Consider the following 17,268-nt stretch of genomic DNA (forward strand, 5'->3'; position numbering starts at 1 on the left):
TCGACGCGAAAGGCGGCGTCCATGAAACCAGTCCGCGCCGTGGCGGTGTTCTCGGCGGTGCTTGTGATGGCCGGGTGCACGACCACGCTACGGGGCGAACCCGTTTCGGTGTTCAGCGATCCGTTCCGCGTCGCGGGCATGCCGGCGACCGACGGCCCCACCGGTTTACGGCCGGACGCACGCGGCCCGTCACGCGTGGTGGTGGGCACCGACGGCAGCGAGATCGACGAGCTCGGCCGCCAGGCGATCAGCGACATCGAGGAATTCTGGGAAGGCGCCTACGGCAGCGCCTTCGACGGCCAGTTCGAGCCGGTCGATCGCGTCTACTCCTGGGACGCCAACGGATTCGACAGCACCGGATTCTGCGACACCGACACCTATGGTCTGGTCAACGCCGGCTACTGCAACACCGACAACACGATCGGATGGGATCGCGGCGAACTTCTTCCGAGCCTGCGGCAGGAGTTCGGCGACATGGGCGTGACGATGGTGCTCGCCCACGAGTACGGGCACGCGGTGCAGAAGCTGGCAGGCCTGGCCAATGACGACACCCCGACTCTGGTCTCCGAACAACAGGCCGATTGCCTCGCGGGTGGCTACATGCGCTGGGTCGCCGAAGGCGACTCGCCGCGCTTCACACTGTCGACAGGCGACGGGCTCAACAACGTGTTGGCGGCCGTCATCGCTTTCCGCGATCCGCTGCTGAGCGAGGACGACCCTGAAGTGGGTGTCGACGAACACGGTTCGGCGTTCGAACGCCTATCGGCCTTCCAGTTCGGCTTCACCGACGGGCCCTCGGCGTGTGCGAGCATCGACATGCGCGAGATCGGCCAGCGCCGAGGCAATCTGCCGGTGCTGCTGGAAGAGGACGAGACCGGCGAGTGGCCCGTCTCCGAAGAGTCGGTGCGATCGGTCATGGACGCGATGGGCATCCTCTTCAAACCCGCGAACCCGCCGCAGCTCAGCTTCGAACGCGCCGAGTGCACCGACGCGCGGCCGAGCCCGCCGGTGTCCTACTGTCCGGCCACGAACACGATCGCGGTCGATCTCGATGAGCTCGCAGAGATGGGCGCCCAGCCCGACATCGAGGATCCGGTCGGCCTGGCCAGCGGCGACAACACCGCCTACTCGGTGCTGGTGTCGCGCTACATGCAGGCGATTCAGAACGAACACGGCGGCGTCGCACTGGACAACGCCGAGGCCGCGCTGCGCACGGCGTGCCTGACCGGGGTGGCGACCACCAAACTGTCCAAGAGCGTGACAACCCCTGACGGCAACACCGTGGCGCTCACGGCCGGCGACGTCGACGAGGCCGTGTCGGGCATCCTCACCAACGGCTTGGTGGCCAGCGATGTCAACGGTGAATCGGTGCCGTCGGGGTTCTCCCGCATCGACGCCTTCCGCGTCGGTGTCCTGGGCGACACCGAACGCTGCTTCAAACGCTTCGACTAGGCGGCACTCAGATCTTTTTGGTCACGCCGTACCAGGCCAGCACCGCGTCGGACTGGTCGGTGGAGTGCACCAGATAGGCGTAGGACCGGATGAACGACTCGCCGACGCAGCCGTCGATCTTCACCCGAAAACCGCTGACCATCACCCACGGGTCGGTGCCGGTGAACTCCTTCTTCGTCACCGGAACCACGTTCACCAGGCCCGGCTTGAGGCCGACGGTGATGCCGCCGCCGAAGTTGTTGCCGAGGCTCGGCAGGATTCCGAAGTCTGAACCCTGAGCGACGGTGAGGCCGAGCAAGCCGATCGACGGGTTGATACCGGCGGTGCCGGTCAGCGAGACACCGTTCGACGTGCTCATGTCGATGCCGCAACCGATTTCGTAGCCGACCTCGAGCGTGCCCTGGGGCGCTTCACCGTCTTCCGAGCCGACCAGCGACCCCTGGTACGTGCCGCCGACGACGTACTCGCGGGACGACAGGGCGGTCGTCAGCGGCGGTATCGGCGCCTGCGTCTCCTCTCTGGCCGACAACGTCAACGTCCACCCGTTCGGGGTGTCGGTCACCGCGGGCGGCGTCGACTCGACGGCCCCGTCGGGCGGAGGCGGAGGCGGTGCACCCTCGGCGGGCACCTCGGCGACGACCGGCTCGACCTCCGGATCGGCCGAGGCGGGTGCAACCCCCAAAGTGCCCAGGACACCCGCGACCGCGACCAGCGTCATACCTCGTCGCACCACAATTCCAACCGCCACTGCCCACCCTCCATCGTTAGCAACGCTTCGGAACCTACCGCGCGAGATGTGAGCCGCGGGCGGATGCTCCCAGAATCGGTCCGATCACCCGGTCAGGAGGGCATGCGTAGGACGTGACCTGCCTCCAGCGCGACCCACACGGCGCCTTCGGCGTCGACCGCGAGCCCGTGCGGTTCGCTGCCAGGCGGCAGGTCGATGGTCACGACGTCACCGTCTCCCCCGACACGGGCGAGCTGGCTCGAACCCCAGAGGGTCACCCACACGCCGTCGCTGGGATCGGCGATCACCGCGTGCGGCTTCCCGGGCAGTTCGATCTCCTGGATCGCGTCGTCCATCGGTATCCGGCCGAGTCGTTCGGCGAGGATCTCGGTGAACCACACCGCATCGTCGTGCGTGGCGGTGATGCCAACGGGACCCGAAGCGGCGGTGGGGGTTTCGCGCACGGTCAGTTCACCGGACAGGGTCAGCCGGCCGATTGCACCGGCCTGGTTCATGGTGAACCACAGCGCGTTGTCGGGGCCGGAGACGATCATCGACGGGGCGCCGCCGACCGGATGGGTTTCCGTCAGCTCACCGTCGACCGAGACTCGCCCGACGACCCCGGACGTCATCGCGGTGAACCAGAGCGCACCGTCGGGTCCGACGGTGATGCCGTAGGGGTCGCTGCCGTCGGGCAGATCGACGGCGCTGAGCTCGCCGGCGGTGGTGACGCGGCCGATCCTGTCGTCGTTGCGGGTGAACCACAGCGCGCCGTCCGGGCCCGCGGTGATGACCATCGGGCGGCTGTCGGGCCCGACCGGGTACCGCGTGACCTCGCCGGTCGCCGTCACCCGGGCGATCTCGTGTGCCTGGGCCAGCGTCACCCACATCGCACCGTCGGGCCCGGCCGCGATCCCGTACGGACGGCCGTCGACGGCGACCTTGAGCGCTTGCGTCATGCCGTCACGCGAGCGTGACGAGGCCGAGCTCGTTGTCACCCGCCAACAGCGGATGATGCGGCAGCACCCGGACCGTGTAGCCCACCGGTCCCGCGACCGGCAACGGCGCGGTGGCCGAGAACACGTCTTTGCCGCCGTCGGCGGGCCCGGTGTGCGCCATCGGCACGGTCACCGGATCGACCAGGTGATCGCCGGCGTCGACGCGGCCGAGCACCGCTTGCACCGCGACCTCGTCGGGCCGCAGACCGGCCAGGTACACGGTGGCGGTCAGCGTCAGCTCCGAGCCAAGCAGCGGGGTGTCGGGCAGCCCGTAGCTGTCGACGTCGGTGATCTGAAGCTTGGGCCACGACTCCTGGACGCGCAGCCGATAGTGCGCCAGATCCCTTGCGGCGCCGAATGGTTCACCATCACCACCCGGTTCGACGGTCCGCCGCAGCGACTGCGCCGCCGGCGCGTAGTACTTCTCCGTGTAGTCACGCACCATCCGCGAGGCCAGCACCTTGGGCCCGAGCACGATCAACGTGTGCCGCACCATCTCGACCCACCTCGCCGGGACGCCGCGCTCGTCGCGGTCGTAGAACTTCGGCGCCACCGAGGTCTCGAGCAGGTCGTAGAGGGCGGCCGCCTCGAGGTCGTCGCGCCGGTTCTCGTCGGCCAGGCCGTCGGCGGTCGGGATCTCCCAGCCGTTCTCGCCGTCGTACCACTCGTCCCACCACCCGTCGCGGATCGACAGGTTCAGCCCGCCGTTGAGCGCGCTCTTCATGCCCGATGTGCCGCAGGCCTCCAGCGGACGCAGCGGATTGTTCAGCCACACATCGCATCCCCAGTACAGCTGGCGGGCCATCGACATGTCGTAGTCGGGCAGGAACGCGATCCGGTGCCGGACCTCGGGCCGGTCGGCGAACCGCACCACTTGCTGGATCAGCGCCTTGCCGCCGTCGTCGGCGGGGTGTGACTTACCGGCGACGATGAGCTGGATCGGTCGTTCGTCGTTGAGCAGCAGCCGTTCCAGGCGTTCGGGGTCGCGCAGCATCAGGGTCAGACGCTTGTAGGTCGGCACCCGCCGGGCGAATCCGATCGTCAGGACGTTCGGGTCGAAAGCCGTTGCGATCCAACCCAGCTCGGCCTCGGCCGCACCGCGCTCCAGATAGGAACGACGCAACCGCGCGCGCACGTCCTCGACGAGCTGCTCGCGCAGCTGCGAGCGGATCCACCACAGGTGCCCGGTGTCGACCTGCTGCAGCCGGCCCCACACCGCGGGCTCTCGCGCACTGCTGAGGTCCTCGCTGCCGAGCAGTTCGCGCCCGAGTTCCATCCACTGCGGCGCCGCCCAGGTCGGTGCGTGCACACCGTTGGTGATCGACCCGATCGGCACCTCTTCGGGATCGAACCCCGGCCAAAGCTCGTTGAACATGTGCCGGCTGACGTTGCCGTGCAGCAGCGAGACGCCGTTGGCACGCTGCGCCAGGCGCAGGCCCATATGGGCCATGTTGAACTTGGTCGGATCGTCCTCTTCGCCGAACGCGACGATGCGATCGACGGGAAGGCCCGGCAGCAGCCGCGACATCTCCCCCGATGGGCCGTCGGTGGAGCCGCCGAAGTACCGCCGCACCATCTCCTCCGGGAACCGGTCGATACCGGCGGGCACAGGGGTGTGCGTGGTGAACACCGTCGACGAACGCACCACGGTCAGCGCGGTGTCGAAATCGAGCCCGGCGTCGATGAGTTCGCGGATGCGCTCGACACCGAGGAAACCGGCATGCCCCTCGTTCATGTGGAACACCTCGGGCGAGGGCCGGCCCTCGAGCTCGATGAACGCCCGGATCGCGCGGACGCCGCCGATGCCGGCGAGGATCTCCTGCTTGATGCGGTGCTCCTGGTCGCCGCCGTAGAGCCGGTCGGTCACGCCGCGCAGTTCGTGGTCGTTCTCCGGGACGTCGGAGTCCAGCAGCAGCAACGGAATTCGGCCCACCGGGGCGATCCAGACCCGGGCCCGCAGCTGGTTGTCGAGGCCCTGTTCGCTGGGCATCGCCACCGAGACCAGCACCGGGTGCCCGTCGCGGTCGGTGAGCAGTCGCAGCGGCAGACCCTGCGGGTCGATGGCCGGGTAACTCTCGTGCTGCCAGCCGTCGGCGGTCAGGGACTGCCGGAAGTAGCCCGAGCGGTAGAGCAGTCCGACGGCGATCAACGGCAGCCCGAGATCCGATGCGGCCTTGAGGTGGTCGCCGGCCAGGATACCGAGTCCGCCCGAGTAGTTCGGCAGCGACTCGGCGACCCCGAACTCCATCGAGAAGTACGCGATGCCGTTGGGCAGCTGTGCGCCGTTCTCGACCTCCTGCTGGTACCACAGCGGGCGGCTGAGGTAGTCGTCGAGATCAGCGGCCAGGCCGTCGAGGCGGTGCAGAAACCCCTCGTCGTCGGCGAGCGCGTCCAGGCGCTGCGGGCTGACCTGACCCAGCAGACCCACCGGATCGCATCCGACCCGCTTCCACAGCTCGGGGTCGATCGCCTCGAACAGATCCTGCGTCGGCCGATCCCACGACCAGCGCAGGTTGACCGACAACCGCTCGAGCGCTGCCAATCGATCGGGCAGATGCGCGCGGACGGTGAACCTTCTCAGGGCTTTCATCGGGCCATCACGCGACCCAACATTACTGACAATCCGCCGTTGCGCAGGGTCCGCGGCCGGACTGCTTCGCCCGCTTCGGGTTGGGTCGCGCACTAACGTGGGTATAGGGCGCGACGAGGCTTATTGAACTTGACTTGAACACGACCGAGAAGAACAGCGGCCACGTCGGCGGTGCCGGCGGAGCACTTCGGTGGCCGCGCCAGAAGAAGGAGTGGTAGGTGGCCGGTCGAATCGAAATCGATGACGTCGCGCCTGTCGTCTCCGGGGGGCGGTATCCGGCCAAGGCGGTCGTCGGAGAGATCGTTCCGGTCGCGGCCACGGTCTGGCGCGAGGGCCACGACGCGGTCGCCGCGACCTTGGTGGTGCGCTATCACGGCACGGCCTACCCTCGGCTCGCCGACGACCCGCCGGGGCTGGCCAAGACCACCGAGGCGGTGCCGATCGAGACCGTGCTCACGGCCGGACCCCGCAAGAAGCCGCAACACCTGCCGATGTCGACCGGTCGGACCCCCGACGTCTTCCACGGTGCGTTCGCCCCTGATTGCGCGGGTCTGTGGACGTTCCGCGTGGACGGTTGGGGCGATCCGGTCGCGACCTGGCGCAAGAACGTGACCGCCAAGCTGGACGCGGGTCAGAGCGAATCGGAGCTGTCCAACGATCTGTTGATCGGGGCCCGGCTGCTGGAGCGCGCCTCGGCCGGCGTGCCCCGCCAGCACCGCTATCCGCTCATCGAGGCGGCGGCGCGGCTGCGCCAACCCGGGGACCCGTTCACCCGCGCCGGCGCCGCGCTCGCACCGGAGGTCACCAGCCTGCTCGACGAGTATCCGCTGCGCGAGTTGGTCACCCGCGGCGAGCAGTACGGCATCTGGGTGGATCGTCCGGAGGCGCGGTTCAGCGCGTGGTACGAGTTCTTCCCCCGCTCCACCGGTGGCTGGGACGCCAAGGGCAACCCGGTGCACGGCACGTTCGCGACCGCCACCAAGGCGTTGCCGCGCATCGCGCGCATGGGCTTCGACGTCGTCTACCTTCCGCCGATTCATCCGATCGGCAAGGTGCACCGCAAGGGCCGCAACAACAGCGTCACCGCCGCACCCAATGACGTCGGCTCGCCGTGGGCGATCGGCAGCGATGAGGGCGGGCACGACGCGGTCCACCCCGACCTGGGCACGATCGAGGACTTCGACGAGTTCGTGGCCGCGGCGCGCGACGACGGCATGGAGGTGGCGCTCGACCTCGCGCTGCAGTGCGCGCCCGACCACCCGTGGGCCAAGGAACATCCCGAGTGGTTCACCGTGCTGCCCGACGGCGCGATCGCCTATGCGGAGAATCCACCGAAGAAGTACCAGGACATCTACCCGCTGAACTTCGACAACGACCCGGCCGGGCTCTACGAAGAGGTGCTGCGGGTCGTTCGGCACTGGATCGCGCACGGCGTCAAGATCTTCCGGGTCGACAACCCGCACACGAAGCCACCGAACTTCTGGGCCTGGCTGATCGGCCAGGTGAAGAACGAGCACCCCGACGTCCTGTTCCTGTCGGAAGCGTTCACCCGTCCGGCACGGCTGTACGGATTGGCCAAACTCGGCTTCACCCAGTCGTATTCATATTTCACCTGGCGCACCGCGAAGTGGGAGATCACCGAGTTCGGGGAGCAGATCGCCGAGCACGCCGACTATGCGTGCCCGAACCTGTTCGTCAACACGCCCGACATCCTGCACGAGAGCCTGCAACACGGTGGCCCAGGGATGTTCGCGATCCGCGCGGTGCTTGCGGCGACGATGAGTTCGGCCTGGGGGGTGTACTCGGGTTTCGAACTCTACGAACACCGCCCGGTCCGCGAGGGCAGCGAGGAATACCTCAACTCCGAGAAGTACGAACTGCGACCCCGTGACTTCGACGCCGCGCTGGCCGACGGTGAATCGTTGGAGCCGTTCATCACCCGGCTCAACGAGATCCGCAAGCTGCACCCGGCACTGCACCAGTTGCGGACGATCAAGTTCCATCACGCCGACAACGACGCGCTGCTGGCGTACAGCAAGTTCGATCCCGTGACCGGGGATCAGGTGCTGGTGGTGGTCACGCTCAACCCGTTCGGGCCAGAGGAGGCCACGCTGTGGCTCGACATGCCCGCGCTCGGGATGGAGCCCTACGACCGTTTCTGGGTGCGTGACGAGATCACCGGTGACGAATACCAGTGGGGCCAGGCCAATTACGTGCGTCTGGACCCGGTGCGCGCGGTGGCACACGTCTTGAACATGCCGCAGGTGCCCGCCGACCAACGACTCAATCTGCTGCGTAGGGAGTGACGAGATGACGCAGACCCGACAGGCGAGCAGCCCACATCTGCGGCCGCACACCGCCGACCTCAACCGGCTGCTGGCCGGCGAACACCACGACCCACATTCGGTGCTCGGTGCGCACGAGTACGACGACCACACCGTGATCCGGGCCTATCGGCCGCACGCCGTCGAGGTCGTCGCCGTCGTCGGCGGTGAGCGATACAGCTTCCAGCACATCGAATCCGGGCTGTTCGCGGTGGCGTTGCCGTTCACCGATCTGGCCGACTACCGCCTCGAGGTGCACTATCCTGGCGGCGACGGCGCGACGCACGTGCACACCGTGGCCGACGCGTACCGCTTCCTGCCCACGCTCGGCGAGATGGATCTGCATCTGTTCTCCGAAGGTCGCCACGAGCGACTGTGGGAGATCCTCGGTGCTCACCCGCGCCGCTACACCACGCCTGACGGCGACGTCGAGGGCGTCTCGTTCGCGGTGTGGGCGCCGAACGCCAAGGGCGTCAGCCTCATCGGCGAGTTCAACCACTGGGACACCAACGAGGCGCAGCTGCGTGTGCTCGGTTCGACGGGCGTCTGGGAGGTGTTCTGGCCGGGTTTCGAGGTCGGCGGGTTGTACAAGTTCCGCATCCACGGCGCCGACGGTTCGGTCAGCGAGCGCGCCGACCCCATGGCGTTCGCCACCGAGGTTCCGCCGAAGACCGCCTCGAAGGTGACCAAGAGCAGCTACACATGGGCGGACGACGAGTGGATGGCGCGCCGTGCCGCGCAGAACCCGGTCTTCGAGGCGATGAGCACGCTCGAGGTCCACCTGATGTCGTGGCGGCCGGGCCTGAGCTACCGCGAACTCGCCACGCAGCTCACCGAATACGTCGTCGAGAACGGCTTCACCCACGTCGAGTTGATGCCGGTGGCCGAGCATCCGTTCGGTGGCTCGTGGGGGTACCAGGTCACGTCCTACTACGCGCCGACGTCACGGCTGGGCTCACCCGACGAGTTCCGGCACGTGGTCGACACGCTGCACCAGGCCGGCATCGGCGTGATCATGGACTGGGTGCCCGCCCACTTCCCGAAGGACGCCTGGGCGCTCGGCCGTTTCGACGGCACCGCGCTCTACGAGCACTCCGACCCGCGCCGCGGCGAACAATTGGACTGGGGCACTTACGTCTTCGACTTCGGCCGCGCCGAGGTGCGCAACTTCCTGGTGGCCAACGCGCTGTACTGGCTGCAGGAATTCCACATCGACGGCCTGCGAGTAGACGCGGTCGCCTCGATGCTCTACCTGGACTATTCACGCCCCGAGGGCGGCTGGACGCCGAACATCTACGGCGGTCGCGAGAACCTCGAGGCCGTGCAGTTCCTACAGGAGATGAACGCGACCGTGCACAAGGTCGCCCCCGGCATCGTGACGATCGCCGAGGAGTCCACATCGTGGCCCGGCGTGACGAGGCCAACAAACCTTGGCGGCCTTGGCTTCTCGATGAAGTGGAACATGGGCTGGATGAACGACACGCTGGAGTTCATCAAGCGCGATCCGATCCACCGCAGCTACCACCACCACGAGATCACGTTCTCGATGCTCTACGCGTTCAGCGAGAACTACGTGTTGCCGATCAGCCACGACGAGGTCGTGCACGGCAAGGGCACGCTGTGGGGCCGCATGCCGGGTAACGACCACAACAAGGCCGCCGGCCTGCGCAGCCTGCTGGCCTACCAGTGGGCGCACCCGGGTAAGCAGCTGCTGTTCATGGGTCAGGAGTTCGGCCAGCGCGCCGAGTGGTCCGAGGAACGCGGCGTCGACTGGTACCAGCTCGACGAGAACAGCTTCTCGACCGGCATCCAACGCATGGTGCACGACATGAACACCATCTACCGCAGCAGGCGCGCGCTGTGGTCGCAGGACACCCGCCCCGAGGGCTACAGCTGGATCGACGCCAACGACTCTGCCAACAACGTGCTGAGCTTCCTTCGCTACGGCGACGATGGCTCCGTGCTGGCGTGCGTGTTCAACTTCTCCGGCACCGAGCACACGCACTATCGCCTGGGCCTACCGCACGCGGGCACCTGGCGTGAGGTGCTCAACACCGACGCCGACATCTACAACGGGTCGGGCATCGGCAACTACGGCGCCGTCGAGGCGACCGACGAGCCGTGGCACGGTCGACCGGCGTCGGCGGTCATGGTGCTGCCGCCGCTGTCCGCGCTGTGGTTCGAGTACACGCCCGACTAGCGTTCTCCCGCGAGCTAATAGAGCGCGTTGGCCAGGTTGCGACGGCCGGCGATTACCTCCGGATCGGCCGGGTCGAACAGGTCGAACAGCTCGATGAGGCGGGTCCGCACCTTGGTGCGGTCGTCGCCGGTGGTCCGCTTGACCAGCCCGATGAGCCGATCGAAGGCCGCGGCGACGTTCTGCTGCAGCACCTCGACGTCGGCGGCGGCGAACGCCAACTCGATGTCGTCGGGGGCCGCGTCGGCGGCGGCGATCGCATCGGGCGTCTGCGAGGTCGCGCGCTGCAGGAACTCGATCTGACGGACGGCGCCCTTGGCCTCGACGTGATTGGGGTTCGCATCGAGGATCGCCTGGTACGCGGTGCGCGCGGCATCGAAGTCGCCTTCGTCCAGATACGAACGCGCCTGGGCGAGTTCGGGATCGACCTCTTCGGCCTCCTCCGCCTCACCGCTGCCGGGCAACTTGCCCGCGACCGCGTTCAGCAGCGAGTCGACCCAGCGGCGCAACTGCTCCGGCGGCTGCATGCCCTGGAAGCTCGCCAGGGGTTGACCGGCGGCCAGCGCCACGACGGTCGGGATCGCCTGAACGCCGAACATCTGCGCGACGCGCGGGACGACGTCGACGTTGACCGTCGCCAGCGACCACTTACCGCCGTCGGCGGAAGCCAGTTGGCCGAGGGCATCACCCAGCTGGACGCTGGCGTCGCTGCGCGGTGACCAGAGCAGCACCACGACGGGAACCTGGTTCGACCGGACCAGCACCTCGTTTTCGAGATTGGCCTCGGTGACCTCCACTCCACCCGAGGGCGCCGACGCACCGCCGTCACCCGTCGAGGGCCGCTGTTTGAGGGCGGACAGATCAACCGCACCGGCCATGGAGGCCGCGATAGAGGGGCGTGGACGACTCACGTCCATAAGTTTGTCACGTCGTTTCGGGCACCGGCCGCCCCGGTTGCGCGACGGCCGCGACCGCGGGGGCCCCCAACCGGCCGGTGCGATCCGCCCACATGAGGAAGATCACACTGGCCAGGGGCACGATGCTCGCGACAATCCCCAGCAACCAGGTGCCCGCCGCCCACCGGAACGCGATCGCCGCCAGAATTCCGAACACGACGAAGGCCACGAAAACCGCCCCGTGCACCGGCCCGAACACCTTGACGCCGAGCTCGGTGCGCGGCGTGCCGACGTACTTGAAGTACATGCCGATCAGCAGTCCGACCCAGCTCACGGCCTCGAGCAGGGCGACGAAACGAAACCACCCGGCGACGGTGCGCTGGTTCAGCAGGCGAGTCATGGCCGCCATTGTGCCCGAAAGCCGGGCCGATTACTACGCGGTGTCGTAGGTCTTACGGTGCGCGGAGGATCAGCGCGTCGCCCTGTCCGCCCGCCCCGCACAGCGCCGCCACGGCGTAGCCAGAGCCCCGCCGGGACAGCTCGAGCGCGGCGTGCAACGTGATGCGGGCGCCGGACATGCCGATCGGGTGGCCGATGGCGATTGCGCCGCCGTTGACGTTGACCTTCTCGGGATCGACGCCCAACTCCTTGGTCGAGGCCAGCGCGACGGCGGAGAACGCCTCGTTGATCTCGAGGACGTCAAGCTGATCGACGGAGATGCCCTCGCGCGCAACGGCCTTCTTGATGGCGTTCGCCGGCTGCGATTGCAGCGTGGAGTCCGGGCCGGCGACGACGCCGTGGGCACCGATCTCGCAGAGCCAGGAGAGCCCGAGTTCCTGCGCCTTGGCCTTGTTCATCACCACGACGGCGCAGGCACCGTCGGAGATCTGCGACGCCGAGCCGGCGGTGATGGTTCCGTCCTTGCGGAACGCCGGCTTCAGGCCGGCCAGCGACTCGACGGTGGTGTTGGCACGGATGCCCTCGTCCTCGGAGAACTCCAGCGGGTCACCCTTGCGCTGCGGAATCTGTACGGGCACCACCTCGTCGGCGTAGACGCCGTCTTTCCATGCGGCAGCGGCCTTTTGGTGCGAGCGCGCGGCGAACTCGTCCTGTTCGGCGCGGGTGAACTGGTCGACGTCGTTGCGCTGCTCGGTGAGCGCGCCCATCGGCTGATCGGTGAACACGTCGTGCAGACCGTCGTAGGCCATGTGGTCCAGCACGGTGACGTCGCCGTACTTGTAACCCGCGCGGCTGTTCATCAGCAGGTGCGGCGCCTGTGTCATGGACTCCTGGCCGCCGGCCACGACGACGTCGAACTCGCCGGCGCGGATCAACTGGTCGGCCAGGGCGATCGCGTCGATTCCCGAGAGGCACATCTTGTTGATGGTCAGCGAGGGGACGTCCCAGCCGATACCCGCCGCGACGGCCGCCTGGCGGGCGGGCATCTGCCCGGCGCCCGCGGTCAGGACCTGGCCCATGATCACGTACTCGACGGCGGAGGCGGGCACGTTGGCCTTCTCGAGGGCCCCCTTGATCGCGATCGCGCCGAGATCGCTGCCCGAGAAATCCTTCAACGAACCCATCAACTTGCCGACGGGCGTGCGCGCTCCAGCAACGATCACCGACGTGGTCATTTACTACCTCCAAAGAGTGGGTATAGCCATGTGTGTTTCATGACACATTCCGCAAACATCTGTCTCAAGGTTACCGTTACGTTATGACCACCGAACACGTAGACGCACGTCCCGCGCTCGCGAGCGCGCTCGTGACGGCGATCGATCACGTGGGGATCGCAGTGCCGGACCTCGACGCCGCGATCAAGTGGTACCACGACCATCTCGGGATGATCGTGCTGCACGAGGAGATCAACGAGGACCAGGGCGTGCGCGAGGCCATGCTCTCGGTGCGTGGCGCCCCGGTCGGCAGCGCCCAGATCCAATTGATGGCGCCGCTCGACGAGACCTCGACCATCGCCAAGTTCCTCGACAAGCGCGGCCCCGGCCTTCAGCAGCTCGCCTATCGCGTCAGCGACATCGACGCGCTCAGCGAGCGCCTTCGCGCCGACGGCGTGCGGCTGCTCTACGACGCGCCGCGCCGTGGCACCGCCAACTCGCGGATCAACTTCATCCATCCCAAGGACGCCGGCGGAGTGCTCGTCGAGCTCGTCGAGCCCGCGGCGGACGCGGAGCACTAAGACCACTTGCGAGTCGGGCCTCGTGTGCCCCGGTGCGCCCAGCACGGCGTGTGCCAGTGTCGACGCTCGTCGAGCGCCCGCTCCCCCTCCTCGGCCGGTAACACCACGAGATGCGCTGTCCCGGGCCGGATTTCATGGTCACATCCCGGGCACCGGTACGTTTTCGTAGCGCGCGCGGCGGCGATCGGGCGCACCTCGTATTCGTAGCCGTCCGGCCCGATCTCGATCCGGCGGGGCGCCGGCAACGGCGGCGGACGCTCGGAACGCCGATGAGGGCGCTTGCGGGGCATCAGAACAGCCGGAACTCGTCGCTGTCCATGCCGCGCATCTTGTCGTAGTCGAGCGTGAGGCAGCGGATGCCGCGGTCGGTGGCCAGCGTGCGCGCCTGCGGCTTGATCTGCTGGGCTGCGAAGACGCCGCTGACCGGGGCCAGCAGGCTGTCGCGGTTGAGCAGCTCGAGGTAGCGGGTGAGCTGTTCCACCCCGTCGATCTCGCCGCGGCGCTTGATCTCGACCGCGACGGACCCGCCGTTCGGGTCGCGGCACAACAGGTCGACCGGGCCGATCGCGGTCATGTACTCGCGGCGGACCAGCGTGTAACCCTCACCGAGCAGCTCGACGTGCTCGGCCAGCAGCTCCTGAAGGTGGGCCTCCACGCCGTCCTTGACCAGACCGGGATCGACTCCGAGCTCGTGCGTGGAGTCGTGCTCGATGTCCTCGACGGTGATCCGCAACTGCTCCCCGGCCTTGTTTTCGACCACCCAGACGGTCTCGGGCCCCGAGGTGTCCTCGGTGAGCCGACACGGCGGGGTCATCCAGTTCAACGGCTTGTAGGCACGGTCGTCGGCGTGCACGCTCACCGAACCATCCGCCTTGATCAGCAGCAGCCGCCGCGCCGAAGGCAGGTGTGCGGTCAGGCGTCCGACGTAGTCGACGCTGCACTGGGCGATCACGAGACGCACCCGACCACCTTAGGTGGCCGATCGGCAATTTAGGCTGAGGGGACGATGACCGCCAATAGGAGCGTCGCACACAGGCTGGGTCGCGTCCTGGAGAAGGTCACGCGCCAGAGTGGACGGCTGACCGACGCCCCGGACTACGGGTCATGGCTGCTGGGCAAGGAATCCGAAAGCCAGCATCGGCGTCGCATCAGGATCCAGATCATCCTGACGACGATCGTGGTGATCGCCAACCTGATCGGCATCGGCGTCGCGGTCCTCGTTGTCACCGTGACGTTCCCGGTTCCCAGCGTCTTCGACCCCGACGTCCGCTGGATCACCGCGATCGTGGCGCCCGCCTACATCCTGGCCGCGCTCGTGGTCGGCGTCATCTGGGCGACCCTCCGGGTGATGAACAACGTGCGTTGGGCCATCGAGGAGCGCACACCAACCCTGCGCGATCAGCGCAACACGTTCTACGCGCCATGGCGGCTCACGCGGGTGCTGCTCGCGCTGTGGGGCGTGGGCACCGCGCTGATCACCCTGCTGTACGGGTTGGTGGACGTGAACTTCATCCCGAAGGTCGCGCTCGGCATCAGCTTTCCCGGCATCGTGGTGTCGGCGAGCTGTTACCTCTTCACCGAGTTCGCGCTTCGGCCCGTGGCCGCCCAGGCGCTCGAGGCGGGCCGCCCGCCGCGCCGGTTCGCCGCGGGGATCATGGGCCGCACGATGTTGGTGTGGGCGTTGGGATCCGGGGTCCCGGTGCTCGGCATCCTGCTGGCAGCGATCCTCACCCTGGCTCTGCGCAATGTGACCCCGACGCAGTTCACCGTCGCCGTGATCATCCTGGCACTGTTCGCGTTGGCATTCGGTTTCGTGCTGATGTGGATCCTGTCGTGGTTGACCGCGACGCCGCTACGGACCGTGCGCGCCGCGCTCAAACACGTCGAGCGCGGCGACATGAACTGCGATCTGGTCGTTTTCGACGGCACCGAACTCGGTGAGCTGCAACGGGGATTCAACTCGATGGTGCAGGGGCTGAAGGAACGCGAGCGCCTGCGCGACATCTTCGGACGCCACGTCGGACGCGAGGTCGCCGCCGAGGCGGAAAAGCAGCGGCCCAAACTCGGCGGCGAGGAGCGTCACGTCGCGGTGATCTTCGTCGACATCATCGGGTCGACGAAGTTGGTCACGGCCAAACGCGCCACCGAGGTCGTCGACCTGCTCAACCGGTTCTTCGCGGTGGTCGTCGAGGAGGTCGACCGCCACCACGGCTTCGTCAACAAGTTCGAAGGTGACGGTGCGCTCGCGGTGTTCGGCGCCCCGGTGCGGCTGGAGAACCCCGAGGATTCGGCGCTGGCCGCCGCCAGGGCGATCGCCCGCCGCATTCACGAGGAGGTGCCCGAGTTCGACGCCGGCATCGGGGTGGCCGCAGGCGAGGCGGTGGCGGGCAATGTCGGGGCCAGGGAACGCTTCGAGTACACCGTGATCGGCGAGCCCGTCAACGAGGCGGCCCGGCTGTGCGAACTGGCCAAGGAGACACCGGGTCACGTCCTCGCCAGCGCGGACGCGATATCCGGTGCCGGCGAAAGCGAGTGTGCACATTGGCGATTGGGTGACGAGGTGACACTGCGCGGGCACGACGAGCCGACGCGGTTGGCCCTACCCGCCTGACACCCCGGGCGCGGTCGCCGCGGCGCGGAGCGCCTCGTCGAGGCTCCCGAACACCCGGGCGACCGTGCCTTCCGTCGGAGTCTCCTCCAGAACCCGGTCGGGATCGACGACGAATCCCTCCTTGCCCGCGGCGACGAGCGACTCGCGCATGCCGGCGAACATGCGACGCGCGGCGTCGTCGATGTCGTCGACCCGCGACAACTCGAGGATGGCGACGTCGAACGCGTCGCGTTCGCGTTCCACCCTGCGCAGCACCTGCTCGGCCCCCGCGAACAGCAGGTCGCCGTGCAGCTCGAAGATCCGCACGCCCGCGGCGACGTCGTACGCATTGCGGATCGTGGAGCGGGACTCGCGGGTGTGCGCTAAGAAGTGCAGCCCCAGGTTCGCCGACATACTGCGGCACACCTGTACGCCCCGCACGCTGTTGCCCTTGGCGTCCAGCAGCGGTGAGTACACCCCGATGCCGAGCTGTCCGGGGAGCACGGCCGCGATGCCGCCGCCGACACCGCTCTTCGCGGGCATGCCGACGGCGCTCACCCAGTCGCCCGTGGCGTCGTACATGCCGCAGGTGGTCATCACGCTCAGCGTGCGCTGCACGACCGCCGCGGTGGTCACGCGTCGGCCCGTCACCGGTTCGACGCCACCACGCGCCAGAGTCGCGGCCATCCTGGCCAGATCCGTGCTCGTCACCTCGATCGAGCACTGCCGGAAGTAGACGTCCAGAATCTCGTCCGGGTCACCGTCGAGAACGCCGAAACTCTGCAGCATATAGGCGATCGCGCGGTTGCGGCTGCCGCTCGCTTGCTCCGAGGTGTAGACCCCGTGATCGACGGCGAGTTCGCGGCCCGCGAACGTCGAATAGAACTCGTGGATCTTGGCGAACCGGTCGTCGGCCGTGGCCCCGGGAACGAGGGAGACCGCGGCGATCGCACCGGCGTTGATCATCGCGTTCTTCGGTGTCTTCGTGCTCTCGTCGACGCTTATCTCGTTGAACGCCTCACCAGAGGGTTCGACCCCGATCTTGGCGTCCACGGCGTCCATGCCGATGCACTCGAGCGCGAGCGCGTAGGTGAACGGTTTGGACACCGATTGGATGGTGAATTCGACTGCAGTGTCGCCGGACTCGTAGACATAGCCGTCAGCCATGGACAGCGACAGGCCGAATCCGTCGGGGTCGACGCGGTCGAGTTCCGGGATGTAGTCGGCCAGCTTGCCGTCGTTGTTGTCGGCTTGTTCCGCGCGGATCTGGTCCAGGTACCGCTGCACCAGTTCGGCCATG

At 67.8% G+C, this 17,268-nt stretch carries 14 protein-coding genes; 5 read left to right on the forward strand and 9 right to left on the reverse strand.

Annotation, left to right across the window (positions count from 1 at the left end):
* Positions 1–21 precede the first annotated feature (21 nt).
* The gene (locus A5650_RS11050) at positions 22–1,452 is read left to right on the forward strand and encodes a neutral zinc metallopeptidase (protein ID WP_067290491.1); all 1,431 of its coding nucleotides are present in this window, start codon (positions 22–24) and stop codon (positions 1,450–1,452) included.
* 7 nt (positions 1,453–1,459) lie between these two features.
* On the opposite strand, the gene A5650_RS11055 is transcribed toward A5650_RS11050, so the two are convergent.
* The 3 genes from A5650_RS11055 to A5650_RS11065 all read right to left on the reverse strand — a co-directional run bounded on the left by A5650_RS11055 (position 1,460) and on the right by A5650_RS11065 (position 5,767).
* Positions 1,460–2,188: an MspA family porin gene (locus tag A5650_RS11055; protein ID WP_231992597.1), complete on the reverse strand. Its 729-nt coding sequence runs from the start codon at positions 2,186–2,188 to the stop codon at positions 1,460–1,462.
* A gap of 104 nt (positions 2,189–2,292) precedes the next feature.
* Positions 2,293–3,138 (reverse strand): virginiamycin B lyase family protein, encoded by an 846-nt coding sequence (locus A5650_RS11060; protein ID WP_067290498.1) that lies wholly within the window; start codon positions 3,136–3,138, stop codon positions 2,293–2,295.
* A 4-nt stretch (positions 3,139–3,142) separates the two neighbouring features.
* Positions 3,143–5,767: a glycosyltransferase family 1 protein gene (locus A5650_RS11065; protein WP_067290501.1), complete on the reverse strand. Its 2,625-nt coding sequence runs from the start codon at positions 5,765–5,767 to the stop codon at positions 3,143–3,145.
* A 218-nt stretch (positions 5,768–5,985) separates the two neighbouring features.
* Here A5650_RS11065 and A5650_RS11070 point away from each other — a divergent pair, with 218 nt between their 5' ends.
* Together A5650_RS11070 and glgB are read left to right on the forward strand one after the other, a co-directional pair.
* The gene (locus tag A5650_RS11070; protein WP_067290505.1) at positions 5,986–8,073 is read left to right on the forward strand and encodes an alpha-1,4-glucan--maltose-1-phosphate maltosyltransferase; all 2,088 of its coding nucleotides are present in this window, start codon (positions 5,986–5,988) and stop codon (positions 8,071–8,073) included.
* 4 nt (positions 8,074–8,077) lie between these two features.
* A complete protein-coding gene (gene glgB, locus A5650_RS11075) occupies positions 8,078–10,291 on the forward strand; it encodes a 1,4-alpha-glucan branching protein GlgB (protein WP_067290509.1) in 2,214 nt (737 codons plus the stop codon).
* A gap of 14 nt (positions 10,292–10,305) precedes the next feature.
* Here glgB and A5650_RS11080 read toward each other — a convergent pair whose 3' ends face one another.
* From A5650_RS11080 to A5650_RS11090, 3 genes are read right to left on the reverse strand one after another with little or no spacing between them, the layout of a single operon-like run.
* Positions 10,306–11,199, reverse strand: coding sequence for a tetratricopeptide repeat protein (locus tag A5650_RS11080; RefSeq protein ID WP_197501837.1), 894 nt, complete (start codon positions 11,197–11,199; stop codon positions 10,306–10,308).
* 13 nt (positions 11,200–11,212) lie between these two features.
* Positions 11,213–11,593, reverse strand: coding sequence for a DUF3817 domain-containing protein (locus A5650_RS11085; RefSeq protein ID WP_156744085.1), 381 nt, complete (start codon positions 11,591–11,593; stop codon positions 11,213–11,215).
* Positions 11,594–11,636: 43 nt separating this feature from the next.
* Positions 11,637–12,818, reverse strand: coding sequence for an acetyl-CoA C-acetyltransferase (locus A5650_RS11090; protein WP_067290516.1), 1,182 nt, complete (start codon positions 12,816–12,818; stop codon positions 11,637–11,639).
* Positions 12,819–12,901: 83 nt separating this feature from the next.
* Here A5650_RS11090 and mce point away from each other — a divergent pair, with 83 nt between their 5' ends.
* The gene (gene mce / locus A5650_RS11095; RefSeq protein WP_067290519.1) at positions 12,902–13,378 is read left to right on the forward strand and encodes a methylmalonyl-CoA epimerase; all 477 of its coding nucleotides are present in this window, start codon (positions 12,902–12,904) and stop codon (positions 13,376–13,378) included.
* Here the strand turns inward: mce and A5650_RS27320 are convergent.
* Both A5650_RS27320 and nucS read right to left on the reverse strand, forming a co-directional pair.
* Positions 13,375–13,668 carry an Rv1322 family protein gene (locus A5650_RS27320; protein ID WP_082950718.1) on the reverse strand — a complete coding sequence of 98 codons (294 nt, stop codon included), beginning with the start codon at positions 13,666–13,668 and terminating at the stop codon, positions 13,375–13,377. The two genes, mce and A5650_RS27320, sit on opposite strands and share 4 nt — an antisense overlap.
* The gene (gene nucS / locus A5650_RS11100; RefSeq protein WP_067290522.1) at positions 13,668–14,339 is read right to left on the reverse strand and encodes an endonuclease NucS; all 672 of its coding nucleotides are present in this window, start codon (positions 14,337–14,339) and stop codon (positions 13,668–13,670) included. Before nucS ends, A5650_RS27320 begins: the two co-directional genes overlap by 1 nt.
* Before the next feature lie 45 nt (positions 14,340–14,384).
* Between nucS and A5650_RS11105 the strand changes: the two genes are divergently transcribed.
* Complete coding sequence (locus A5650_RS11105; RefSeq protein WP_067290525.1) at positions 14,385–15,989, forward strand: adenylate/guanylate cyclase domain-containing protein; 1,605 nt, start codon at positions 14,385–14,387, stop codon at positions 15,987–15,989.
* Here A5650_RS11105 and glsA read toward each other — a convergent pair.
* Entirely contained in the window at positions 15,978–17,267 is a 1,290-nt protein-coding gene (gene glsA, locus A5650_RS11110) for a glutaminase A (RefSeq protein ID WP_067290528.1), read from the reverse strand. The two genes, A5650_RS11105 and glsA, sit on opposite strands and share 12 nt — an antisense overlap.
* Position 17,268: the final 1 nt, after the last annotated feature.

The organism is Mycobacterium sp. 1164985.4 (assembly GCF_001668575.1).
Classification (GTDB): Bacteria; Actinomycetota; Actinomycetes; order Mycobacteriales; family Mycobacteriaceae; genus Mycobacterium.